The organism is Chryseobacterium sp. C39-AII1 (assembly GCF_039672645.1).
Classification (GTDB): Bacteria; Bacteroidota; Bacteroidia; order Flavobacteriales; family Weeksellaceae; genus Chryseobacterium.
Genome location: NZ_JBDFPQ010000001.1, coordinates 115,105 through 140,347, shown reverse-complemented (window position 1 = coordinate 140,347; position 25,243 = coordinate 115,105). Strand labels below are relative to the sequence as shown.

General features: G+C 34.7%; 22 protein-coding genes and 1 tRNA gene. 7 read left to right on the top strand and 16 right to left on the bottom strand.

Going from position 1 to position 25,243, the window contains the following annotated elements; translation table 11 throughout:
* Positions 1 to 339: 339 nt before the first annotated feature.
* The 12 genes from ABEG63_RS00600 to ABEG63_RS00545 form a co-directional block, all read right to left on the bottom strand.
* Positions 340 to 2,574 carry a T9SS type A sorting domain-containing protein gene (locus ABEG63_RS00600; RefSeq protein ID WP_346582159.1) on the bottom strand — a complete coding sequence of 745 codons (2,235 nt, stop codon included), beginning with the start codon at positions 2,572 to 2,574 and terminating at the stop codon, positions 340 to 342.
* A 687-nt stretch (positions 2,575 to 3,261) separates the two neighbouring features.
* Positions 3,262 to 3,337 (bottom strand) — tRNA-His (locus ABEG63_RS00595).
* A gap of 36 nt (positions 3,338 to 3,373) precedes the next feature.
* Positions 3,374 to 4,093 (bottom strand): bacillithiol biosynthesis deacetylase BshB1, encoded by a 720-nt coding sequence (gene bshB1 / locus ABEG63_RS00590; RefSeq protein ID WP_267402307.1) that lies wholly within the window; start codon positions 4,091 to 4,093, stop codon positions 3,374 to 3,376.
* A gap of 144 nt (positions 4,094 to 4,237) precedes the next feature.
* The gene (locus ABEG63_RS00585; protein WP_267402309.1) at positions 4,238 to 5,890 is read right to left on the bottom strand and encodes a tetratricopeptide repeat protein; all 1,653 of its coding nucleotides are present in this window, start codon (positions 5,888 to 5,890) and stop codon (positions 4,238 to 4,240) included.
* 96 nt (positions 5,891 to 5,986) lie between these two features.
* Positions 5,987 to 6,859, bottom strand: a complete 873-nt coding sequence (locus ABEG63_RS00580) for a substrate-binding domain-containing protein (protein ID WP_346582157.1) — start codon at positions 6,857 to 6,859, stop codon at positions 5,987 to 5,989.
* Complete coding sequence (locus ABEG63_RS00575) at positions 6,849 to 7,043, bottom strand: DUF308 domain-containing protein (RefSeq protein ID WP_267402394.1); 195 nt, start codon at positions 7,041 to 7,043, stop codon at positions 6,849 to 6,851. The genes ABEG63_RS00580 and ABEG63_RS00575 overlap by 11 nt, the downstream gene beginning before the upstream one ends.
* Before the next feature lie 75 nt (positions 7,044 to 7,118).
* The gene (locus tag ABEG63_RS00570) at positions 7,119 to 7,964 is read right to left on the bottom strand and encodes an energy transducer TonB (RefSeq protein ID WP_267402312.1); all 846 of its coding nucleotides are present in this window, start codon (positions 7,962 to 7,964) and stop codon (positions 7,119 to 7,121) included.
* A 23-nt stretch (positions 7,965 to 7,987) separates the two neighbouring features.
* A complete protein-coding gene (locus ABEG63_RS00565; protein ID WP_267402314.1) occupies positions 7,988 to 8,563 on the bottom strand; it encodes a biopolymer transporter ExbD in 576 nt (191 codons plus the stop codon).
* Between the two features lie 12 nt (positions 8,564 to 8,575).
* Complete coding sequence (locus ABEG63_RS00560) at positions 8,576 to 9,178, bottom strand: biopolymer transporter ExbD (protein WP_312394524.1); 603 nt, start codon at positions 9,176 to 9,178, stop codon at positions 8,576 to 8,578.
* 60 nt (positions 9,179 to 9,238) lie between these two features.
* Positions 9,239 to 10,102, bottom strand: a complete 864-nt coding sequence (locus ABEG63_RS00555; protein WP_267402318.1) for a MotA/TolQ/ExbB proton channel family protein — start codon at positions 10,100 to 10,102, stop codon at positions 9,239 to 9,241.
* Positions 10,103 to 10,342: 240 nt separating this feature from the next.
* Complete coding sequence (leuS, locus tag ABEG63_RS00550) at positions 10,343 to 13,156, bottom strand: leucine--tRNA ligase (protein WP_346582156.1); 2,814 nt, start codon at positions 13,154 to 13,156, stop codon at positions 10,343 to 10,345.
* A 204-nt stretch (positions 13,157 to 13,360) separates the two neighbouring features.
* Positions 13,361 to 13,822: a lipocalin family protein gene (locus ABEG63_RS00545; protein ID WP_312394531.1), complete on the bottom strand. Its 462-nt coding sequence runs from the start codon at positions 13,820 to 13,822 to the stop codon at positions 13,361 to 13,363.
* Positions 13,823 to 14,036: 214 nt separating this feature from the next.
* Between ABEG63_RS00545 and ABEG63_RS00540 the strand changes: the two genes are divergently transcribed.
* From ABEG63_RS00540 to ABEG63_RS00530, 3 genes are read left to right on the top strand one after another with little or no spacing between them, the layout of a single operon-like run.
* Positions 14,037 to 15,014, top strand: coding sequence for an acyltransferase (locus tag ABEG63_RS00540; protein ID WP_346582154.1), 978 nt, complete (start codon positions 14,037 to 14,039; stop codon positions 15,012 to 15,014).
* A 13-nt stretch (positions 15,015 to 15,027) separates the two neighbouring features.
* The gene (locus tag ABEG63_RS00535) at positions 15,028 to 15,786 is read left to right on the top strand and encodes a glycosyltransferase (protein WP_312394536.1); all 759 of its coding nucleotides are present in this window, start codon (positions 15,028 to 15,030) and stop codon (positions 15,784 to 15,786) included.
* Positions 15,786 to 16,412, top strand: coding sequence for a deoxyuridine 5'-triphosphate nucleotidohydrolase (locus ABEG63_RS00530; RefSeq protein WP_346582152.1), 627 nt, complete (start codon positions 15,786 to 15,788; stop codon positions 16,410 to 16,412). The genes ABEG63_RS00535 and ABEG63_RS00530 overlap by 1 nt, the downstream gene beginning before the upstream one ends.
* Here ABEG63_RS00530 and ABEG63_RS00525 read toward each other — a convergent pair.
* From ABEG63_RS00525 to ABEG63_RS00510, 4 genes are all read right to left on the bottom strand, one after another.
* Entirely contained in the window at positions 16,404 to 17,636 is a 1,233-nt protein-coding gene (locus ABEG63_RS00525; protein WP_346582150.1) for a glycosyltransferase N-terminal domain-containing protein, read from the bottom strand. The genes ABEG63_RS00530 and ABEG63_RS00525 overlap by 9 nt on opposite strands.
* 9 nt (positions 17,637 to 17,645) lie before the next feature.
* Positions 17,646 to 18,365, bottom strand: a complete 720-nt coding sequence (locus ABEG63_RS00520) for a C40 family peptidase (protein ID WP_346582147.1) — start codon at positions 18,363 to 18,365, stop codon at positions 17,646 to 17,648.
* Positions 18,366 to 18,444: 79 nt separating this feature from the next.
* Entirely contained in the window at positions 18,445 to 19,092 is a 648-nt protein-coding gene (locus ABEG63_RS00515) for an O-methyltransferase (protein WP_346582146.1), read from the bottom strand.
* A 358-nt stretch (positions 19,093 to 19,450) separates the two neighbouring features.
* Positions 19,451 to 20,284, bottom strand: coding sequence for an OmpA family protein (locus ABEG63_RS00510; RefSeq protein WP_267402334.1), 834 nt, complete (start codon positions 20,282 to 20,284; stop codon positions 19,451 to 19,453).
* A gap of 86 nt (positions 20,285 to 20,370) precedes the next feature.
* Between ABEG63_RS00510 and tilS the strand changes: the two genes are divergently transcribed.
* The 4 genes from tilS (at position 20,371) to ABEG63_RS00490 (ending at position 25,243) form a co-directional block, all read left to right on the top strand.
* Positions 20,371 to 21,714 carry a tRNA lysidine(34) synthetase TilS gene (gene tilS / locus ABEG63_RS00505; protein WP_346582143.1) on the top strand — a complete coding sequence of 448 codons (1,344 nt, stop codon included), beginning with the start codon at positions 20,371 to 20,373 and terminating at the stop codon, positions 21,712 to 21,714.
* A gap of 1 nt (position 21,715) precedes the next feature.
* The gene (locus ABEG63_RS00500) at positions 21,716 to 23,794 is read left to right on the top strand and encodes a cytochrome c biogenesis protein CcdA (protein WP_346582826.1); all 2,079 of its coding nucleotides are present in this window, start codon (positions 21,716 to 21,718) and stop codon (positions 23,792 to 23,794) included.
* A 342-nt stretch (positions 23,795 to 24,136) separates the two neighbouring features.
* On the top strand, positions 24,137 to 24,664 hold the full coding sequence (locus tag ABEG63_RS00495) for a biopolymer transporter ExbD (RefSeq protein ID WP_346582142.1): 528 nt from the start codon (positions 24,137 to 24,139) through the stop codon (positions 24,662 to 24,664).
* Positions 24,665 to 24,727: 63 nt separating this feature from the next.
* The gene (locus ABEG63_RS00490) at positions 24,728 to 25,243 is read left to right on the top strand and encodes a hypothetical protein (RefSeq protein ID WP_346582141.1); all 516 of its coding nucleotides are present in this window, start codon (positions 24,728 to 24,730) and stop codon (positions 25,241 to 25,243) included.

The window sequence follows — 25,243 nt, the reverse complement described above, 5'->3', positions numbered from 1 at the left end:
GATTATTTAGTTCTAAATTTTTTATAAGTGAGCAAATATAAAGTATATTTTCTATTAAATGTAAAATTTAGTAGAACTAATTTGAATAACAGAAGTACCTGTATTTCTGTAGAGTCTTTATAATGCTTAAAATTTAAATATTACAATTCCAAAATAGTGAGGTTCAATTGAAATTGTTTGGAAAAACTTAGGAGAATATCCTGAAATTAGGTTGAGAAATAAATTTTCTGGAAGGTATAAAATAAAAAAGTACACTTTTTACAAGTGTACTTTGATTGGTAAATAATAGTCAAAAATCAGATTGCGTGTTAGCAATTCATTGATTTAATTTTAATCTATTTATTTTTTAATGACTTTTATTGTCTTAGTCGAATCATTTGAATTGACTTTAACCAAATAAACTCCTGATGCAAGACCAGAAAGATCTAATGTTCCTTCATTAGCATTTATTGTTTTGCTCAATACTTCCTGACCTAATAGGTTATAAACCGATACCAAAGATATCTTCTGATCAAGCGAAATCATCAGCTTATCATTAACCGGGTTTGGATAAACCTGTAGGGTATTGTTCGGCGTTGCAAAGTCATTAACCCCTAAAGTTGGGCAGGCAATAGCTGTAGGAATATTTTTATCAACAGTAGAACCATCACCTAATTGACCATATAAATTTAATCCCCAAGTATTAATAGTTCCATCACTTTTTAATGCAAAGGTATGTGATATTCCACCAACAATATTTTTCCAGTTCGTAAGATTGCCTATTTGTAAAGGAACGTTACTGTTAGTTGTAATTCCGTTTCCTAATTGTCCATATTGATTTCTTCCCCATGCCCAAAGTGTTCCGTTGGATTTTATAGCAAGGGTATGATTTCCTCCAGCAGCAATCGTCTGCCAGTTAGTAGCTGTTCCGATTTGTGTCGGAATATTTTTATTTACTGTTGTTCCATCTCCAAGCTGTCCATTAGCATTATAACCCCATGCCCAAAGTGTTCCGTCTGTTTTTAATGCAGTAGCATGAAGCCCTCCGACACCAAGCGTTTGCCAGTTGCTAGCAGTTCCTACTTGGGTAGGTACCAGCCTATTGGTATTGGTAGCATCTCCAATAACACCATAATAGTTGCTTCCCCATGCCCAAAGTGTTCCATCTGTTTTTAATGCAATGGTGAAATCCTGCCCGCATTGAACAGCTAACCAATTATTAGCAGTTCCTATTTGAATAGGCACTAAACTGCCCGTTGTATTGCCTGTACCTAACTGCCCATAAGGGTTAAGTCCCCATGCCCATAGGGTTCCGTTATTTTTTATAGCTACCGTGTGATACATTCCGGTATCAAAAACTTTCCAGTCATTAGCAGTTCCTACTTGCACGGGGGTATTTTGTGCTGTATTTGTACCATTACCCAACTGGCCTGAATTTGCTCCCCATGCCCAAAGAGTTCCATCTGTTTTTTGAGCAATTGTGTGGCTGCTTCCGCCAACAATTTCTTTCCAGTTGTTACCGGTTCCTACTTGTTTTGGGGTTGATGTACTGGTGTTTGTACCATGTCCTAATTCTCCTGAATAATTATTACCCCACGTCCACAATGTTCCGTCTGTTTTTATAGCTACACTATGCAAACTACCTGCATCTATCTTTTGAAAACAACCTGTTTGAACAGTACTTGGCGACATCTTCACTAAACCAAGCTGCAATGTTCCCAGCCAGATCGTTCCTGAAGATTGTGTCTTAACTGCACTAAAATAATCATCTGGCAAGCCAGAATTGGTATTTGTTTTAGTATAGGTAGTGCAATCCGTAAAGTTTTGCAAACCTGACCCATTAAACCCAATCCATACTTTGTTGTTAGTGTCAACGTCCAAGGCATTAAGATTGTATCCTGCAAGGCAAGAAGTACTTTGATAGATAAAAGTAAGATTAGTACCGCTTGTCGTTAGCGTAATTAAACTATCATAACCTTTCACATACACTGTATTGTTGGCAATTCTCAATATTTTTTGAGTTCCCTGCGCTACAAAATCGAAATCTGTTCCGTTAAATTTATACAATACACCATCATTTGTCACCCAAACTCCATTATTAGTGTCAGTTGCCACAGAATTTAAATTCGTTGCAGAGGTATAAGTACTCCAGGTAGTACCATTAAATTTTGTAAGTCCTGAATCTGTTGCAATCCACAGGTTATTTTGTCCGTCAATAGCTATATCGTTGATTGTATTCGTCGGCAATCCTGAATTGGAAGTTGTATAATTAACCCAAGTGGTACCGTTATACATGATGATTCCATTCAGTTGAGATGCAATCCATTTTCTGCCCAAACCATCAATTTGGATTTTTATAATTGAATTAGACGCAATACCGGAATTGGAAGTATTGTAATTGGTAAAAGTAGTTCCGTTGAAGGTTGAAACCCCGTTATAAGTCGCCAGCCATAACAGACCATTGGCATCAGTCTTAATATCAGCAATATAATTGCTTCCTACTCCTGAATTTGAAGTATTGTACGTTGTGTAACTATACTGTGCAAATGTAGAAATTGAACTGAGGATTAAGAATAAAAAATAGAATTTTTTCATGATTTTTAATGCTTAGTTTTAAATGTTTCCTACTCGTTTAGCTTTTCGGTTCCGCTTCGTTTGAATGGTTTCTGAACTCCATCTATAATTAAGACTCTTTAAAATTAAATTAATTCATTATAAATTTTTAAAGTTTCTGGTCGACAAAATCACACTAAATCATTACTATAGAATATTCGAAGTTTCTTCAATATCGGTAAAAGTTATCCAGCCAAAATAAATTAATCAGACAAAGTGTGTTTATTATCTAATCTACCTATTTAAAGGGTTTTTGAAGATTTACTTAAGTTTTAGGAAATGAATAGTGGTGATGAATTAAAAGAATAAATTGAGGGTATTTTTTTTCAGTTTCATGGTTTAATTGTTTTTCAGTTTTTAGTAACAACAGATCATCATGATGATTTTTCATATTGTGGACTGCAAAAATATACTTTCTTTATGGAGTATCAAACAATTAATGAAAATTTGAACACTAAATAGTGTTTTATTAACATGTATTGGTAAATGACACAAAAACTTGAAAACACATAATTTATGTTAGAAAAATCCCCATTACCAAGCCTGAGATTAAATACACCCGAAATTTCATTATATAAAATGTTGTATTTAGAAGATAATACGATGTAAAATGGAATGTAGAAATATTATAAAATAAAAAAGTACACTTTTAAAAAGTGTACTTTTCTTGGGTGAATGATGGGTCTCGAACCCACGACCTTCGGAACCACAATCCGACGCTCTAACCAACTGAGCTACAATCACCGTTTTTCGTGCTGCAAATATAGGTAAGATTTTTTAATTACCAAACTATTCCATCAAAATTTTTCAAAGAAATTAACTTTTCAGACGTAAAGCCCTCAGCATAAGTCACTCCCGATAATCTTCCTAAATCCTGTGCGCGGTACGTTAAGCTCTCATAAAAGTCTTTTGACGTAATTGGCGTCTCTGGTTCCTTAGAAGTTGGATCATAAAACTGAGTTTTGAAAGCCATGCACGCTTCAATTTTTTTATCTAAGTGATTTGAGATGTCGATTACGAATTCCGGTTTGATATCTTTCCACTGAATATAATGGAAAATATGCTTGGGTCTCCACACTTCCTGATTTTCTCCGTCCAAAACGGTTTCAATTTTTCTCAGTCCAGACAAAAAGCACGCATCCGATACTAATTTCGCTCCTTTTGCGTGATCTGGATGTCTATCATCAATTGCATTCGCTAAGACGATTTCTGGCCTGTATTTACGAACCATTTTTACGATCCTCATTTGATATTCTTCTGAGTTTTCCAAAAAGCCATCCTTCATTGCCAAGTTCTCTCTGGCAGCCACTCCTAAGATCTTTGCAGAATCTGCTGCTTCTATTCTTCTGGTTTCATCTGTACCTCTGGTTCCCAATTCTCCTCTTGTAAGATCTACGATTGCGCAAATCTTTCCTTCAGAAACTAATTTCGCAATTGTCCCCCCACATCCTAATTCCACATCATCCGGATGAGCACCAAAAGCAAGTATATCTGTTTTCATTTTTTGTTTGATTCTTTAATTTGTAAGACAGAACGCTTAAGAATTACTCTTACAACATTCGTACTTTCAAATATAGTCATTAAAACAAAAACTCCCCAAACATTACGAATGGGAAGTTTTTATATCTATAATTTAAATTTTAAATTACTTGTTGATCTCTGCATTTAATTTTACAGCATCCTGATAAGTTGGATCTAACTGTAAAGATTTCGCAAGATAATCTTTAGTTTTAGCAACATCAGAGTCTTTGCTCATATAAGCTACTGCAAAGTAAGCATATGCTAAAGTCTGCTTGTTTGCTTCCTGATCAGCAGGTTTTACTGTGCTGATGAATTTTTCGTAAGCAATTTTAGCTGCATCATTGTTACCCGCTTGTTGATAAGAATACCCTTGGCTGTAATATGCAGGCGCCCAATCTGGTAAAAGAGCAATCATTTTCTGCCATGTAAGGATAGCTCCGTTCCAGTTTTTAGCATCCTGATACGCTGTTGCTAATTTGAATAAAGAATCTGAATCTTGCGCATTAGCAGCCACTTTTTGCTTCAACCCTTCAATCGTAGGGTTTGTAGGTCCTGCATCAACAGAAGACTGAGAAACAGCACCACCTCCAGAGATGTTTGCCAATTCAAGATCCCACTTCATTGTTTCGTCTTTAGCCGCTTTAGCGATAGCAATCTTTTGTTGAGATTCTGTTGTTAAAGCAGATTTTTTAGCAGCATCTGTTTCAGTTTTAGCCAAACCAGCAGCAATTAGACCTTGTAAACCTTGGTCAGCAGGCTGAACTCTTGATTTTTCTGCCTGAGAAACGAAAGTATCCATTGCTTGTTTTGCTTCAGAATATTTTCCTTCAGCATATAATTGATAAGCTCTTAACTTGAACTTAATCGGGTCTTGTACTTTATCAAAAATTTTATCTAAAACTGTTTTAGAATTAGCATAATCTTCGTTTGTGAAATATAATTTAGCAATTTCCAACTGAGTGTACGGATCTTCGTCAGCATATTTTGTATAGTTGATCAAATCCTGAGTCGCTTTAGCATTTTGCTGATACTTAATATCATAAGCGGCTAACGCCTTATATGCCGGTGCATACGTAGCATCTGTAGCAATTGCCTTTTCTATACTTGTTTTAGCTTGCTGCCATTGTTGAGCAGCCATCCACAAAGTACCGATTCTTGTATAGACAGAAGCTTTGTTTTTAGCTAATGGTAACGCTTTGTCATAAGCTGTCATCGCATCACCAGGAATTCTCTTCAATCTGTATGCATCTCCTAAAGTATAGTAGTAGTATGCAGGGACTTCTTTTTTAGACGCTCTCTCGATTGCTTTGTTCAAGAACTGAATAGCAAGGTCTGGAGAGTTATTATTTTCAAATAAAGTTAATGCTTCTGCCGCTCTGAAAAGTACTTCTGCATCTTTCTCTCTTGAATCTGTTACAATCTTTTGAATTTCAGCAATTGCAGATTTGTCACCTTTTCCTAACTTCACTGCAGCCAAACCAATTTTGTTTAGGTAACTTTTACCGTCTGCAGCAATACCTTTGTTAAAGTTTTCAGTAGCCGAAGCAAAATCAGGCTCGCCCTGCTTTAAGAAAGTATTTCCTAAATAGAAATAATTTTCAGCCGTAGGAGCCGTAGCAATCATATTAGTAAAATTAGTTTTTGCTTGAGCAAACTTGTCGCTGTCAATGCTGTTAATACCATCTTGTAACGTTTGCGCAGAGGCAAAGTTGGCAAAAAATACCACGGCTGCTCCAAAAGCAATCTTCTTTACATTCATATTCATTATATCTTTCATTTTATATTTTCTAATCTAAATTTCGAATTACTGTAAACACAATTTTCAGACCAAAATAGTGTATTTATTTCGGGTAAAAAGTTTATTTAATACTTTTTAACGCATTTGCACTTCTCTTCTGTAAATATTGTAAGGCTGCAAGCCTTCCTTCTGTACAATCATTTGCCCCAATTGAGTACATGAATATCTGATAAATCCGTTGGCGATGTTAAAGTTTCCTTCATTTGTTAAAAAATACAATACACGCGTAAACGGATATTTCATTTCTCTTAATCCGGTAGAATCCGGATTATACAATACTCCTTTATTCTCAACAGGTAAAATTTTAACTAAATCTCTCAGCTGTTCAGAAGTTTTATCATAAGGTCTGCTGAAGGTATTCAAACCAATAACTCCAATTTTACCAGGAAATTTATTTAATTCTTCAATGATATTTTTACTTCCCGGAAGTACAGAGAATTTTAAATCTTTTGGCTCTTTTCCTAGTTTTTGAGCAACGAAGTTCAAGTTACTAGAGTTTGCTCCGTCAAAGATAAATTCTTTGTTTTCCGATGCCAACCCGTTCTTAATTTCATCCATCGTAATAGAATTCTTTGGAGAATCTTTAGGAACGATAAAAATCACCGCATCAGCAGCAAATTTCGCGGGTAAAAATTTAAGATCTACTTGTTCTTCATAGGCTTTGATTTCTTCAGGATTAAGCTCCTTAGACATCACCGCAATTCTCGCTTTATCTTGTAAAAGATCAAGAAAACCTAGATCTTCTTTCTTTGTTACGACCTTAATTTTCGTTTCAGGATAATTAATCATATAACCTTCTGCTAATGCTTCAGTTACACTTTTAAAAGATTCATCCGTAAGAATGGTTAAATCACCTTTATGATAAGACGGAGATTTATCTTCCTGCTTGCAATTAATAGCAATCATACTAATGAAAAGCAGCATTATTAGTTTAACACTATTTTTCATCACCAGAATTTTTAATTTTTGAAATAGCTCTATAGATTCTGAATACTCCGTAAAGTATTAGAAGTGCGCCTAATCCATAGGCTACTGCAGGTTCTAGAATTGTAAAAAAGAATTTATAAATAATAACTACAATTCCTAAAACGATATAAAATAATCCCGTAACAAGGGATAACCAATTGAACATCATGTAACAAAAATACCAAAAAAAATAAAAAGAGAAGCATAAGCTTCTCTTTTTTAATTATTATTTAAAGATAAATTATCCTTCAAAATTCATAGTTAAAGGTAATCTAAATCGGTAACGAACAGATTGACCATTGATTTTTGCAGGAGTCCATTTATTTTTAATAGACTTAATTGTTCTGATAGCTTCCGAGTTGAAGTCAGAGTTTCCTCCGCTAGCCTTCACGTCAGTAATACTTCCATCCCTTTCAACTACGAAAGTGATTTCTGTTTTTACCGTACCCTCGTCACCATTCATCGCAGATCCGTCGAAGTTATCACCTACTTTCTTTCTGAAAGAGTTAATACCTCCTGGGAATTCCGCAGTTTGCTCTACCTCCGTATACACCTGAGTATCACTCACCTGAGGTTTAACTTCAGCTGTTGAAGCTTTAGTACCTGTAGATGGTGGTGGCGGTGGTGGCGTATAAGCCGGAGCTTTTACACCTTCCTGAGCTACCAAACCAGTTGTGGTTTCTAATTGCTTAGAAATTGGTGGTGGTGGAGTCTCAATTTTTGGAGCTTTCACAGGCTCAGGAACCACGTTCTGAATAACCTCGATTTTTTCTTCCTCTTTTGGAGGTGGAGGTGGTGGAGGTGGTTCTTCTTCTTTTGGCTGCTCAATAATTTTATCTTCCTGAAGAATTTCTACCAAATCTGCCTTCACTTCTTGCTTAGGTGGTTCAGTAAGTCTTTTAATGGTAAGATAAATGAACGGAGACAAAGCCGCAATTAGGAATAATGCTGTTCCAACGATAAAAGATTTTGTCAGTAATCTTGGATACTGATGTCTAAGATCGTATGCACCATACTCCTTGTTTCTATTTTCAAATACAATCTCATCTAAAGTTAGATTAGAATTGTATACATTTTCATCTGCCATAGATATACAATTTTATGGTTAAATTACTTTGCAGCTGGTGCAGCAGCCGGAGCTCCTGAATTACCAACTTTCTTATCGTAAATAGCTTTTTCCCAAGGCTTCAAGTCGGTAACCCCGTACTGTTCGCTCTTTGTAATTGCCATTTCGTCAAGAATATCCACAAAGTTTTTATATACAGCATCGTCAGTCGGTTTGATAATAACAGTAAACTTAGTTTTATCAGCCGCGTTTGCTTTTGCCTGCTCAATTACTTTTCTAATCCCTTCTCTGTCGAAGTTAGTTTCGTTCAGGTTCTGATCTGTTAAAGATGTATTATCTTGTTGGTGCCAGAAAATTCTGTTGTCTTTACCTAATAATAAAGAGATCGAGTTAGAAAGTTTAATTTCTGTTGGAGGTGGTTTTTGTTTTTCATCTTTCGGTTTTGCCGGAAGACCCAAATCCATTACATTCGGTTTAGAGAATGTGGTTGTAAACATAAAGAAGGTAATCAAAAGAAACCCTAAGTCCACCATCGGAGTCATATCTACGCGGGTATTCTGCTTCTTGGATCGAACCTTGCCGCCTTTCCCGCCTTTTTCCTGTACTTGTACTTCTGCCATTTCTAAATGATATTAAGGTTTACCTTCTTGTGATGTAATCAACCAAAATTTAAGAAAATCGATATCTCTTAAACCCTCAAATAGGCTTTTAACTTTTGGATACTCAGTAGTAACGTCACCCTTTATTGCTAATTTGTAATCAGGATTTACGCTTAAACTTTGTTGTACCCAGTCTACTAACTGCTTATTTGTACTATCCATAGGAATCCCTGTAGGACTCTTAAAATTTTTCTGCTCTTCATCTGACAAATCAAGATAGCTTTTCAGCTGGTTCATAGGAACGCCGATCGCTTGTACTTTCTGGAATGAAGCTTTTTCGTTATTGTCAAAAGTAATACCATACTTTCTACCCATATTGTCTAAAAGCTGCAATCTCTCAGATGCATTTTCTACTGGCTGGAAATAAAATTTTCCGTCCGGCGTAGCGTTGATAGTCATCAAACTTGCATCAGGAAGTAACTTCTCTGATATTGAAGATGGCGGTTTAATCTGCTCCACGTCAGGTTTTTTAAACTGAGTGGTCAAGATAAAGAACGTAAGTAGTAGGAACGCAACGTCACACATTGCCGTCATATCCGTCACTACTCCATGTCTTTTTGGTTTGACTCTCGCCATTATTATTAATGATTTTTAATTAAACTTCTTTTTACTTATACAAATTCCTTGCTAAAATTCTTAGTTGAATTCAGCGAAAGACTGCTGGATGCTCATTGCGATCTCGTCGATCTTATAAGTTAATCCGTCGATTTTAGAAGTAAAGAAGTTATAAAGGATGATAGCGATAGCTGAAGTACCAATACCTAATGCCGTGTTAATCAAAGCCTCAGAGATACCAGTAGAAAGTGCAGCAGCATCAGGAGTACCACCTCCAGAACCTAACGCGAAGAATGCTTTAATCATCCCGATTACCGTTCCTAATAGTGCTACTAATGTTGCAACAGTACCTAATGTAGAAAGAATCATCATGTTTTTCTCTAGCATTGGCATTTCAAGAGTTGTAGCTTCTTCGATAGCTTTGTTAAGCGCTACCATTTTTTGCTCTTTATTTAAAGTAGTATCGTGAGAAAGCGCTTTGTAAGTAGTAAGACCTTCTTTCACTACGTTACCTACAGAACCTTGTTGTCTGTCGCACTCTTCTAAAGCTTCGTCGATTTTGTTGTTGTTCAACAAGCTTCTTACTTGTACTACGAAGTTGTCTAGGTTTCCTTTTCCTGCAGCTTTACCAAGAACGAAATATCTTTCAAAAGAGAAAACGATTACAGTAATCATGAAAGTAATCAAGATAGGTACGATAACCCCTCCTTTGTAAATAATACCTAAAAACGACTCTGGGTGAATGTCTTTTCCTTCAACACTTGAGAAAGCAACAGAACCACCGCCTAGTTTTTCTGCATCTTTGAAATTTCCTGGGTTACCAAGAACGAATAAATAAATAGCAACTCCTATTAAAAATAGAATAGGAATAATAACAGCTGGATTAAGACCTCCTGCTTTTCTAGCAACTACTTGCTCATCATTTTTTGAAACATTCATTTCCATATTTAACTAAATTATATTGTTTTAAAATTTTACAGGGTGTAAATTAAAGGCAAAATTAATTAAAATGCAAGAGTCTTAAATAAACATTTTAGTTTTTTTTGATAAAGAAATTTTAATACGATTTAGATATTATAATTATTTTTCAAAAAATTAGAAATTTTTCTCAATTTTAACATTTACGTTAAAAAATTAAAAAATTTCACCCTTCATTTTTTTTAATTTCCCAATGTTAATTTTTTTTTAAATTACTATATTCACAATTCGGTGATGCACCACAATGATTTTTTTAGGAGTTTTTCCTTCCAAAATCTGCTGGATTTTTTCGCTTTGAATCACCAAATCTTCCACCTCCTTCGCCGAAAGTTGAGCGGAAAGTGAAATTTTGAACTTCATTCTACCATTTACACTCACCGGATATTCAATTTCATCTTCCACAAGGTAATCCTCGTTCAACACAGGGAATTTTTCGAATTCGATAGATTCTTTATTCCCTAATAAACTCCAAAGCTCTTCACAAATGTGCGGCGCATAAGGAGAAATGATAACGGCAAGAGGTTCTAAAATATTGCGTTTGTTACATTTTATTTTTTGTAATTCATTTACAGCGATCATAAATGAAGATACAGACGTATTGAAAGAGAAGTTTTCGATATCATAAACTACCTTCTTTATTAATGTATGCAAAACTTTATATTCAGCTTTTGTAGGCTCTTCGTCTGAAACTTCAAAAGTTTCTCCATTGAAATACAGATTCCAGAATTTTTTAAGGAAACCATACACTCCGCTTAGACCTTGCGTGTTCCAAGGCTTAGATTGCTCCAATGGACCTAAGAACATTTCATACAATCTTAAACCGTCTGCTCCATATTCATTACAGATGTCATCAGGATTTACCACATTGTATTTAGACTTAGACATTTTTTCTACTTCACGACCTGTGATATACTTTCCGTCTTCTAAAATAAATTCAGCATCTGCATAATCTGGTCTCCAAGCTTTGAACGCTTCAGTATCCAACTCATCAGAAGTTCCTTTTAATAAAGATACATCAACGTGAATTGCTTGAGTTGTATAATCTTTTGCTAAATTTTTAGATACATATTGATTTGTACCATCAATTCTATATACAAAAGCACTCATCCCCAAAATCATTCCTTGGTTAATCAACTTTTGGAAAGGTTCGTCATGAGTGATAAATTCTCTATCCTTTAAGAACATATTCCAGAAACGAGAATACAATAAGTGACCGGTTGCGTGCTCGCTACCACCGATGTATAAATCTACTTGTCCCCAATAATCTGCCAGTTCTTTTTTAACGAAAGCTTCCTGATCATTAGGATCCATATATCTTAGGAAATACCAAGAACTCCCTGCCCAACCCGGCATGGTAGATAATTCTAGCGGGAAAATACTTTTTTCGTCAATTAAATGAGTATCTACAACTTTTTGGTTCACTTCGTCCCAAGCAAAAGTTTTTGCATTTCCTAATGGCGGATCTCCGTCTTCAGTCGGCAAATATTTTTCAACTTCAGGAAGTTCCAAAGGCAATGCAGCATTTGGTAACGTGTATGGCATTCCATCCTTATAATAGATAGGAACCGGCTCGCCCCAATATCTTTGTCTTGAGAAAATGGCATCACGCTGTCTGTAGTTTGTCGTTCCGTGCCCGATTCCTCTTTTTTCAACCGCTGAAATTACCAAAGCTTTCGCTTCATCATAACTTAATCCGTTTAAGAAATCAGAATTTACACACACACTTGTTTTAGAATCAAAAGAAGCTTCCTGAACGTCTTCGTCCGTCTCAACTACTTTTTTAATTTCTAAATTAAATTTCTTCGCAAATCTATGATCACGCTCATCATGTGCAGGAACCGCCATTACAGCACCCGTTCCGTACCCCATCAACACATAATCTGAAATATAGATCGGCATCTTTTCATTGCTGAAAGGGTTGATCGCGTAACTTCCTGTGAAAGCACCTGAAACGTTTTTCACGTCAGACATTCTGTCTCTTTCAGATTTTTTAGAAGTTTCTTCAATATAATTTTCTACTTCAGCTTTTTGTTCGGCTGTTGTAATGGTTTCCACTAAAGGATTTTCAGGAGCCAATACCATGAAAGTTGCCCCGAAGATTGTATCAGGTCTTGTGGTGAATACCTCAACAATTTCGTTATGACCATCAACATCAAATTTCACTTGTGCTCCCTGAGATTTTCCGATCCAGTATTCCTGAGAATCTTTCAACGGTTGTGGCCAGTCTAAAGTTTTCAGACCTTGCAATAATCTTTCAGAGTAAGCAGAAATTCTCATGCTCCACTGCATCATTTTCTTTTGGAAAACAGGGAAACCTCCTCTTTCGGATTTTCCGTCTTTTATTTCGTCGTTAGCCAACACGGTTCCTAAAGCAGGACACCAGTTTACCGTTGTTTCTGCTCTGTACGCTAAACGGTAATTTAAAAGGATATCTTCTTTATCAATTTCAGAAGCAGATTTCCATTCTTCTGCCGTGAAATGTAATTCATCGTTTTGATTGGCGTTTAAACCTTCCGTTCCTTTTTCTTCGAAATGTTTAATTAAAGTAGAAATAGATTCAGCTTTATCTGTATCCTTATTATACCATGAGTGGAACAATTCAATGAAAATCCATTGGGTCCATTTATAATAAGATGCGTCAGAAGTTCTTAGTTCTCTGCTCCAGTCGAAAGAGAAACCAATTTTTCTTAATTGCTCTTCGTATCTATTAATGTTTTGCTCAGTCGTAATCGCAGGATGTTGCCCTGTCTGAATGGCGTACTGTTCAGCAGGAAGCCCGAAACTGTCATAACCAACCGGGTGGAGCACATTAAAACCTTGATGTCTTTTATATCTCGCATAAATATCGGAAGCAATATATCCCAGCGGGTGACCTACGTGAAGCCCTGCCCCTGAAGGATACGGAAACATATCGAGAACATAAAATTTCGGTTTGTCTGTGTTATTGGAAGTCTTGTACGTTTGGTTGTCTTCCCAGTATTTCTGCCACTTTTTTTCTATCTGCTGATGATCGTAAAACACTTTATATAATAGATGTTAGATGTTAGACTTTAGATATCAGATTTAATTTTATGATTAAATCTAATTCTAATTTTCACAAATTTAATAATTTTAAAAGAAATGGAAATTGAATTTATAATTAATTATCATAAAGATACTAACAAAAAAATCTCATTCGAAGATGAGATCTTTATATTTATTTTGCATTTAATTCTTTGCTGAAAATTATTGCGGGATTCTTGTATACGTAATGGTTGTAGACTCATATACACCTGGCTCCGACGTATCTTCAAACGTAAGATTCAATGTATTGGCATCCAAACGCGTTACTTTACCTTTTTCAGATTCTACAATTCCCTGATATTTTATTTCAAATTGTGTAGAACTCTTATCATAAGTATATGAAAAATTATAATCTGCAACTGCACTACAAGCTCCGCCTACCTCTTCTCTGTCCGTTCTTTTTCCGTTTCCTGCTTCGAAGAAATCCCATCTTGAAGATTTCTGGCAGTCTGTATAATCAATAGTATCAGAATAAGGATCTTCTCCCGTTTCCACTACTGTTCTTACCTCTTTTATCGGCTGCCACTTCCCTACCAATGGAAACACTTGCTCAGTTACATCGTCTTTACATCCGCTCATTGCTAATAACGATACTCCTGCAAATAGTAATGCTAATTTCTTCATATCAAATTTTTCAGGCCTTAAAATTATAATTTTTTTACTTTATTTAATCATTTTTTGTAAAAAACCTTGCTGAAATTTACATTTTCAAAGATATTCAAAAAATTTATATGGTTAAAAAAAAATTTAATCCTGTAAATCATCACAAAACACCTTTGCTTACGTAGGCTTAACACAAACTTCAAAATAAAAAACTATTTTTGTTAAAAATATACAAATGCAAGACATCGCGAAAAATAATTTTGATTTTATCCGTGTTCTCCTCGCTTTCATCGTTTTTGTTGGTCATTTAGGCTATCTGAGTGCTTCTGCAGATTTAGAATTTCTAAAACACAGCCCTGTAGAAGTCGCTGTTTTTGCGTTCTTCATCGTAAGTGGTTTTTTGATTGCCCGCAGCTACGAAAGAACGAGCACTTTGAAAAAATACATCATGAAAAGGCTTAAAAGGATTCTTCCCGGTTACTGGCTGGTGGTGGTTCTTTGTACTGTACTTTTAAGTCTGGTAAGCACCGTTTCTTTTGCCGAATATTTCAGCAGCTCGCAAACGCATAAATATTTTCTATGGAATTCTGTATTTATGAATTTTATGGCACCCAACCTTCCCGGAGTGTTTGGAAATGGAGCTGTAAACGGAGCACTTTGGACATTGAAAATCGAAATGTGCTTTTATTTTTTAGTCCCTGTTTTATTTTTATTTTTTGGAAAGAATAATAAATACCGAAATATCAGCTTGATTATCTTCTATTTTCTTTCTTTAGCTTATCTGAATTATTTTGAACACATCGGAAAAGTAGAATTATCAAGACAAATTCCGGGCGCGCTATGCTATTTTATTGGCGGAATGCTGGTTTACTTTAATTTTGAAAAATTCATTCAACATAAAAATATTCTTTTTGTCATTGCTTTTGTAACGGTTTGGATTGATTTAATTTTAAAAATTAAACTGTTCTCGCCTATTATGATCAGCATTATTGTTCTGTATATCGCCTACTCTTTCAAATTTTTAAACCACTTCGGAAAGTATGGAGATTTCACCTACGGAATTTACATTTTCCACTTCCCGATCATCAGGGTTTTTGCAACGTTGGGATTATTTACAGATTACAATCCTTATTTCATGGGCATTATCTGTATGTTGGTAGTGATCGGAGTAGGAATTGCTTCTTGGCATTTATACGAAAAGAAATTTTTATAATTTTACATCACAAATGAAAGATCTCGTTTCCATTATCACGCCTTGTTATAACTCTGCAGAATTCATCGAGGAGACTATACAATCTGTACTTAAGCAAACCTACGAAAACTGGGAATGGCTGATTACCGATGATTTGTCTAAAGATAACACCGTTGAAATCATCCGAAAATACAATGATCCAAGAATAAAACTGGAGGCTTTGGAAGTAAACGGCGGCGCCGGAAATGCCCGTAATAAAAGTCTTGAAAGAGCGCAGGGAAGATATATTGCCTTCTTAGATTCTGACGACCTTTGGTATCCCGAATATCTGGAAACCATGACCGATTATATGGAAGAACATAACGTAGAGTTGGTTTACAGCAACTATTCGAGATGTGATGAGCATACGATGGAACCTATTTTAAAGGATTTCATGGCAGATAAAATCGTTACTTTTTCTAATTTGCTTAAAACGTGCAGGCTGGCTCCGGTTTCAACGATGTATGATACCAAAAGAGTTGGAAAATTTTTCTTTCCTGTAAAAAGTAAACGCGAAGATCACGTCATGTGGCTGAATTTATTGAAAGAAATCCCTGAAGGTCACCCTGTAAAAAAGACATTGGCAAAATACAGAATGCGCGAAAACAGCGTTTCGAGAAAGAAAAAAAATATTATTGTTGATCAATATTTGGTGTATAAAGATTTTATGGGATTTTCAACAATAAAATCTTTATATTACACTGCCAATTGGGCAATGAACGGTTTCCTGAAATATTCAAAAATATTTAATTAATGGAATATTCTAAAGAATTTAAAGCAGCACTGAGTAATTTTTCATCCATAGAAAAAGACCGTCTTATTTTCAGATTGCTGAAGAAAGACAAGCTTTTGTCTAAAAAATTGTATTTCGAATTAATTGATCCGGAAACTACCGACAACAAAAGAGATGCAATGGAAGAAATCATTGGCGAGAAAGTTCTTTTGGCTTCAAAATACATCGGAAATCAACAATATTTTCTGGGAATTATCCGAAAGCTGAGCGCGGAGATTACCGAGCACGTAAAGATTACCACAGATAAATTTGGAGATATTTCTTTAAACTTATTAATGATCAATAAAATTCTTGATTACAATGAAGATTTGAGAACACAACGTTTTGATAATGTGTACAAATTATATATTTACCTTATCAATAAAGTTTTCAAAGCTTTAATCTTAACTAAAAAACTAGATGAAGATTATTGGATAGAAATTGATGAATATTTAGATAAGCTTCACGATAAAATTCAGGAAAATCATTATTTACAAAAACTTTGTATCAATAATGGTTTAGATTTTAATTGGCTGACTTCTGACAGAATTCCTGATGATATTGAATCGATCATTAAAGACATTAAAAGTCAGGGATTTTTAAGATAAAATCTTTTCGATAATCAACGCAGTAGAATTGGACTTAGCATCAACAAATTTCTGAGCATTTTCAGACATTGAATGAAGCGTTTCTTCATCATCAAGAAGAAATAACGCAAAACTAGCCGCTAAACTTTCATTATCAAAAGATTTTCCGCCCTCTAAAGCAATTAATTCATCTGCTTCAGGATTTTTTCTGTATTTATTTCCGAAAATCACAGGAACACCAAATGTAGCTGCTTCTAAAATATTGTGAAGTCCAGCGTCATGAAAACCACCGCCAACAACGGCAATATCTGCGTAAGAATATAATTTTGAAAGCAAGCCTATACTATCAATAATCAAGACATTCGATTGCGAATCGGCCAGCAAAGAATGATTAATCTCACTGTACAAAATTGCATCCGGAAACATCAGCTTTAAATTCTGAACCCTTTTCAAATCATGAGGCGCAATAATAAGTTTCACAAATTGATTTTTCTCCGAAATCTCCTCTGCTATTTTATCTTCAGCCTGCCAAGAACTTCCAAAAACAATAGTTTGATTTTCACCGATAAATTCTTCTACAAAATCTACAGAATTATCTCTTTCACTCAATTGCTTTACACGATCAAATCTTGTATCTCCCGTTACAGAAGCATTTTCCAAACCTACACTTTTTGCTAAAACATAAGACATCTGCGTCTGATGAAAAAACCAATCAATATTTTGCTGTAATTGCTTTACAAACCATTTTCCGTATGACGTAAAGAACGCTTGTCTTTCATAAAACAAAGCGGAGATCACATACGTTTTTACATCCTGATTTTTAAGCTCTTCCAAAAGATTATACCAGTAATCATACTTCACCGTAAAAAATAGTTCAGTAGAAAAATGAGAAGTAAATTCTTTAATTCTTTTCTTTTTATCGAAAGGCAAATAGCAAACAACATCTGCAATATTTTGCTTCTTAATTACATTTTCGTAGCCGGATGGAGAAAAAAATGTGACAAGAATTTTATGAGTAGAAAACCTTTGTTTTAACTGCTCTAAGACCGATAACCCCTGCTCATATTCGCCTAAGCTTGCGGCGTGCATCCAGATTACCTTATCAGATTTTTTTAATGCTGATTTTACTTTTTCTAAAGACTTTTTTCGCCCCTCAACTCCCTTTTTCGTTTTCTCATTGAATAAAGAAAAAACCTTCATTCCAAAAATCAAAAGACTGATAAATATATTGTAGAAAAACTTCAAACCCGATTTTTATTTTATAATACTTTTGATGACTCTTAGCTTGTGAGTATGCTTATTGAGTTCTTTATTGAAAATACCTGTAGAGTCCAGCGTATCGATTCTTACTTTTCCTGAAGCGTGAATAATTTTCTGATTTTCCAGCATAATACCAACATGGATAATTTTACCCTCCGGATTTTCGAAAAATGCCAAATCACCCAGCTGACTTTCTTCAACAAAAGTTAAAGATTCGCCCACTTCCACTTGCTGCGAAGTATCTCTTGGCAATTTGATCCCATGAATTTTATAAACCAACTGTGTAAGACCAGAGCAGTCGATTGCAAAAAAACTTTTTCCGCCCCATAAATAAGGAACATTAAGGAATTCTTTAGCCGTTAAAGCAATACTTTCTCTCACATCATGACTTCTTCTGGATGCCACAACAGGAAATTCTACCTCCGAACCCATCGAAAGTAAGGTTTTTCCGTCATTCATCAGAACAGAAGTAAAATCTTCCGTCACAACAGTTACTTTTCGTTTTGCTAAATCTTCGTCTGTTACAGGCTTTAATTGTTTCGTATCCATCCATCCTTCATAGCCATCGTAGTGCATTTTTATCCTGGTCCAGTTTTTATTTACTTCCAAAATATCTGCACTTTCTCCAAACAATATTTCGGTAACGATTTCCGCACGGTCAGATCCTTCTGCACGCACAGGCGCTACTGTAACAATACAAATTCCTTTATTCATTAATTTATATTAAAGGTTTAGATTGAGGTTAAGGCTGATAAATTTTGCAATAAATCTTAACCTTAACCTCAGCCTTATTCTATTTTCTGCGTAAAAAATTTACACCATCACGCAAAGGTAAAATAAGATTTTCAAAATCATCATCTTTTGCCACGGAATCATTTAATTCCTTGATTATTTGCGTCGATTTCTGTTTAGGATTTTCTTCCAAAACTTTTCCGTACCAAAGAACATTATCGAACATCACTACCGATCCTGACTTTGTTCTTGGTTTGATTAATTTAAAATATTCAGCGTAATTTTCCTTATCTGCATCAATGAAAACTAAGTCGAAAATTTCATCGGTATTTCTTAAAAATTCTTTCGCATCCTGAAGTTTAAAATCAATTTGGCTTGAATATTCACTTTCTGCAAAATATTTTCTTGGTAAATAGGCTAAATCTTCATTTACATCCAACGTTGTAATTTTTCCGTCTTTTGCTAAACCTGCCGTAAGACAAAGTGTAGCATATCCCGTAAAAGTTCCGATTTCAAGAATATTTTTCGGCTGTATCATCTGGGAGACCATCGTTAATAGCCTTCCTTGCTGATATCCGGAAATCATATGAGGCTGCGTTGTTTTCTGGTAAGTCTCTCTTCTTAGTTTTTTCAGAATTTCAGGTTCGGAAGACGCCTGATTTTCCAGATACCTATCCATTTCAGGATTTTTTTCTTCAAAAAAGCTCATTCTACAAAGTTTTTGTTATTCAAATTTACTTAAATATAATCAAATTCGGGAAAACCCCATATCAATTACCGTAAAAATACGGATGGTTTACCATTCAAAACTGTGGTACATTTGCAATAAGGAATTGAAACACACACTTGAGGGTAAAAATAATAAGCGATGAAAAAACGAATTATTAAACAGGAATCACCACAATCAAAAGATGTAAAGGTTTTATCCTCTAAAAAAACTAATGACGAAATATCCAATTCATTTTTACGGAAAATTATTTCATTATTGAAAAAAGAAGAACTAATTTGATGAAAAAGAAAAATCCCGAAGCAATTCGGGATTTATTTATTTGTAAACAGTTTTAAACTTATTTCTTAGGAGCAATATCCATCAATTTCATAAACTCATCCAGTTTAGGCATAATAATGATTTCTGTTCTTCTGTTTTCAGCTCTTCCGGAAACACTCATGTTTGTCGCTTTTGGATTGTATTCTGAACGACCACCGGCTGTAATTCTCGCCGGGTCTACACCAAACTGAGTCTGTAAGATTTTAGCAACCGCAGTACCTCTCAATGCAGAAAGATCCCAGTTGTCTCTTGGTAAGCTTGAAGAATTTAATGCTGCATTATCTGTGTTACCTTCGATCAATACAGAATATTTATCGTAATCGTTGATTACTTTAGCCACTTTACCCAACACTTCCTGAGCCGCTGGCAAAATGTTATAATCTCCTGTTTTGTAAAGCATTTTATCTGATAATGAAATCATTACCACACCTTTTAATACCTTCACCTGTACATCTTCATCTGTTACATTATCCAAAGATCTTTTCAGTTTGTTTGATAATGCCAGGTTTAAACTATCATTTTTAGCATTATTAGAAATCAATTGCTTGATGTAAGAGTTTGAGGCATTGATCTCTCCTACCAATTTATCAATATTTGCAGAACTTTTTCCTGAATTTGATAAACAAGCATCCAAAGATGATTTTAAAGCATCATGCTGGCTTTTTAGTAAATTATTCTCACTCGTCAAAGCAGAATTTTGAGATTTTAAATCCTGAATCTCTCTCTGTCTTTCCCCCACGTTTTCAATACATTGCTTGTAATTTGAGCTCAATGCGTCGTATTGCTTTTTGCTAATACAAGATGTCATTCCTAACACCATTGCAGAAACTGCTAAGATTTTAAAAATTTTCATAAATAATCATTTTTAGACGAACCAAAGGTAGAAAATTCATTTTAATTATATGAATTATCTTTGCATAAAAGAAATCCTCAACATAGATGTTGACAAACACAGACTTCAAAAACCGATTAAAAAAATTGGTAGATTCTCCAGAAAATCAGACTTACCTTTTGGCCGTGAGCGGAGGTGCTGATTCCATGGTTTTAGCTGAATTATTCAGTAATTTCGGCTATACATTCGAAATAGCACATATCAATTACAAACTTCGTGGTGAAGATTCTGAACTCGATCAGAAGGTCGTTAAGAAATTCTGTGAAAAGAATAACATCAAATTTCACCTATACCAAGTTTCAGAAAAAGATCAAAAACCGGAAAATTCTATTCAGCTTTGGGCAAGAGAATTGCGCTATCATTTCTTTAAAAAGATTCAGGAAAAGCAAAATCTAGAATTTTTGGTCACCGCTCATCATTTGAATGATCAGCTGGAAACATTTATCATTAATCTTTCAAAAGCATCAGGAATAACTGGGTTGAGCGGAATCCCATCCAATGACAACCATATTTTGAGACCCCTTTTAGATTTCACAAAAGATGAGATCTACGATTATGCGAGAGAAAAAAACATTGACTACCGCGAAGATCTTTCCAATAAAAAAAGTGATTACTTAAGAAATAAAATCAGGCTTGAGATCGTTCCTAAACTATTGGAGACGAATAATAATTTTCTTGAAAACTTCAAAAAAAGCGCCTCTTATCTGAATCAGACCAAAGATTTTGTTCAAAAACAAATCTTGGAAATAGAAAATCGGCTGACGATATTTAACAATGACCATAAAATTCTATCAAAACAAAAGCTCAATCAGGAAAGTGATTTTGTAAAGTTTGAATTGTTGAAAAAGTACGGTTTTAACCAAGAAGAAGAAATTTCGAAAATTTTTAAAGCTGAAAACGGAAGTCATTTTTTTTCAAAAGAGTATCAACTGACGGTAAATTATGATGAATTGATTATAAGCGGGAAGACGGAGGATGGAAGCTGGAAGTTGGATCATGTTGAAAAAAAATCGAACGAGGAAATTATTGTAATTGAAAAATTTGACTTTTTGGAAAACCAAATCGTCATTAATCTCGAAAATATAATCAGCGACATTGAAGAAATCAATAAAAACTTCGATTGGAACTTTGATGCTGAAAAAATCAGCTTCCCGCTGCGATTAAGAAGACAACAGGATGGCGATGAATTTTATCCCGCCGGGTTTTCGGGGAAAAAGAAAGTTTCTAAGTTTTTTAGGGACGAAAAAATATCTATTTTAGCGAGGCAAAAAATCTGGATATTAACTGATCGTGAAAATTCTGTCCTAGGAATAATACCTTTCAGGCAAGATAGAAAATATGCAAGGGATGAGAAGACGAATAAAATTCTCAAAATTTTTAATGAAAAGTAAAATGAAATTTAGAAACTGGTTTTTATTGATTCTGTTGTTTTTAGCGACAGGAATTAATGCACAAATCAAAAATCCTGTAAAATTTAAATTTACAATCAACGAATTAGGAAACAATCAATACGAAGCCGTGTTGAATGCTACGATGGAAAGCGGTTGGCATATTTATTCCAGAGACATTCCTGAAGATACGGGAATTCCGACGGAATATAAAGTTTCCGGAAAAAATATTGAACTGATTGGAAAATTCGTGGAAGTTGGAAAAAAACATGAAGAATTTTCTGAAGCTTTTGGTGGAAAGATCGTTTTTTATTCCAATTCAGCAGGATTCAAGCAAAAATTTAAGCTAAAAGACGGAACAAAACCTGCTGATGTAGTTGCAGAAATTACGTATCAGACTTGTGATGATCGCGTTTGTTTAGCTCCGAATACCTTAGAATTCAACAAACAGGTTACGCCAAAAGGCGCAACTGAAGAAGCTAAAACGGACGAAAAAGCAGAACCTTCAAAAGATTCTGTAGCTGCTCCGGCAACGACAGAAACGGCTGTTGAAAATCCGGCAAAAGGTGAAGTTACGGTAACAGAAGCTTCGAAATTAGATCCGAAACAATTAAAAATTGAGTCGATTGATTTCCAAAAACCTTTAACAGATTGCGGAACTGCTTCGACAAAAGTGGACGAAAATTATTGGACTTATTTGTTCTTAGGATTTATCGGAGGATTAATTGCATTGTTGACGCCGTGTGTGTTCCCAATGATTCCGTTAACGGTTTCGTTCTTTACCAAAGGAAGTAAAAACAAAGCAAAAGGTAAAAGAGATGCCATGATCTACGGATTTTTCATCTTTTTAATTTTCGTTTTATTAAGTGTTCCTTTCCATATTATTGATGGGATTGCAGGAAATATTTTCAACGAAATTTCAACGAGCGTTTGGCTGAACATCGCCTTCTTCATCATATTCATTTTCTTCGCAGGAAGTTTCTTCGGATATTACGATATTACTTTGCCAAGCTCAATTGCGAACAAATCTTCAAAAGCGGAAGAAGCTGGTGGAATCATCGGAATTTTCTTCATGGCGTTGACTTTGGTAATCGTTTCTTTCTCATGTACAGGACCAATTTTGGGAAGTTTATTGGGAAGTGCCGTAACAGGTTCTACAAACGTTCCAATGTTACTGACCTTTGCTCTGGCAGGTTTCGGATTGGCTTGGGCGATTATTTTCGGATTATTGGCTTTATTCCCACAAGCATTGCAAAGTCTTCCAAAATCGGGAGGCTGGATGAACACCGTGAAAGTGGTTTTAGGTTTTGTGGAATTGGCTTTAGCCTTAAAATTCTTATCAAAAGCAGACTTAGTTTCTAAAACATTCTTATTAAAAAGAGAACTTTTCATCGCAGTTTGGATTATCGTGGCGTTAGGTTTAGCATTATATTTATTTGGATTAATCAGATTCCCGCACGATGATAAGAAACCAAAAATTTCTATCACAAGAAAGATTTTGGGAGTTTTAGGATTCGGATTTGTAATTTATTTGGTTCAGGGATTAATTCCTTCTGAACGTCCGAAATTGCAATTATTAAGCGGAATCTTACCTCCTTTAAATGTGAGCTATTTCCATGATGAAAAAGATGGAATTCTGGGAATGCATCCTGAACATGATTTTTTCAAAGCGATTGAATTGGCTAAAAAAGAAGACAAACCGATCTTGATTGACTTCACTGGTTACGGTTGTGAAAACTGTAGAAAAATGGAGGAATTTGTTTGGAGTGAGCCGGATATTTTACCGATTCTTCAAAATGACATTGTTTTAGCATCTTTATATGTTGATGACAAAGAAGAACTTCCTGAAGACCAAAAAACAAAAATTGATCTGGGTGACGGACAAGTGAAAAAAGTAAAAACAATCGGTGACCGATGGAGCTTATTCCAACAGGTTAATTTCAATAATAATTCTCAACCGCATTATGTATTGGTAACACCGGACGGAAAAGTGATCAACACTCCGGTTTCAGGATATATGCCGAAAGAGGATTTCAAGAAATTCTTAGAATGCGGAGTAAATTATTACAAAAAGAATAAATAAAAACTTCAAAATAATATTATAAAACTCATGTCGAAAGGCATGAGTTTTTTGTTTTTTAAAAGCTTAAATTTAAAATTATCTATTGTCAAACGTTTGAATTTATAAATTGACGCGTCAACTTGAGTTTCTACAACATTAATAAAACACAAATCATAATTAAATATTAATCAATACTTTATATTAAATAAAAAAGAAATAAATTTATAAATTAAAAGGGTATCGCCTATTTCCCAGACAAAAAACAGCCGTTTCAGGTATTAGCTTTGTATCAATCATTACAGATCAATACTCATCGATATTCAACACTAGAGTAATTGTTTAACATTAAAAAACATCAAAGTTATGGCTGAAGTAATTGCACAAGAAAAACAGGGAGGCAGCAAACAACGTAAAAAACCGATACGTGTAGATATGACTCCCATGGTAGATTTAGGGTTTTTATTAATCACTTTTTTTATGTTTACCACCAATTTTACAAAACCGAATGTAATGGATTTGGGATTACCTGCAAAATCAAGAGATCCGATCCACAATCCTAAAAATTTTATTGATAAAAGAAACCAAGTCACTTTTATTTTAGGAAAAAACGACAGAGTTTTCTATCATCAAAGTGATGCCGAAGATTTAAATAAAAGAAACCTGAAAGAAACCGATTTTGGAGGCATAAAAATAACAAAGATCATCGCGAAAGCTTATAATAATGCTCCGAAAAAGGAAAACTTTACCATCATCATAAAACCGACCGATGATGCCAATTATAAGAACTTTGTAGACGTGCTGGATAATATCGCGATCTCCAAGAAAGAACGCTACGGAATTACCGACATCAAGCCGTGGGAAAAGAAAGTTTACGAAGAATTAACCAAATAATACAAAAGGGCATTTTCAAAATGCTCTTTTTTGTTTACATTTGAGATAAAATTTTATTTTTTGATGAAAAACTTCTTAACCGTAATAGCTTTAGCTACTTTAATTATTTCGTGTTCAAAAAAAGAAACACAGTCGACAGACAGCACAGCAGTTGTTGATTCTATTAATGCTGCGAGAACAAAAATCAATGACAGTATTAAAGCAAAAAATAGCGTAAATCGTTTTAAAGATTTCAACGGAACCCATAAGTTTACGTATCAGAATGACAGTTCGCCTAAATATTCAGGATCGGTAAAATTTGATAAAATTGATGGCGAAAGAGATCATTATACGATCTCGGGAGATATAAAATCTGGTAAAAATAACGTTACAATTAAAGGTTTTGCAGCCGTAGTTTCAGACAAACATTTGAATTTCACAGGAGAAATTACTCAAAGTATTGCCGATAACGACAATGGAAAAGCTTACACCAGAAAGGGAACCAAAACTTTTATGTCGAAAGATGGCGGAAAAACGTGGAGACTTCAGGATATGGTGAATGGTTCAGGATTTGTTGATTATATTGACATTCACTTTTAA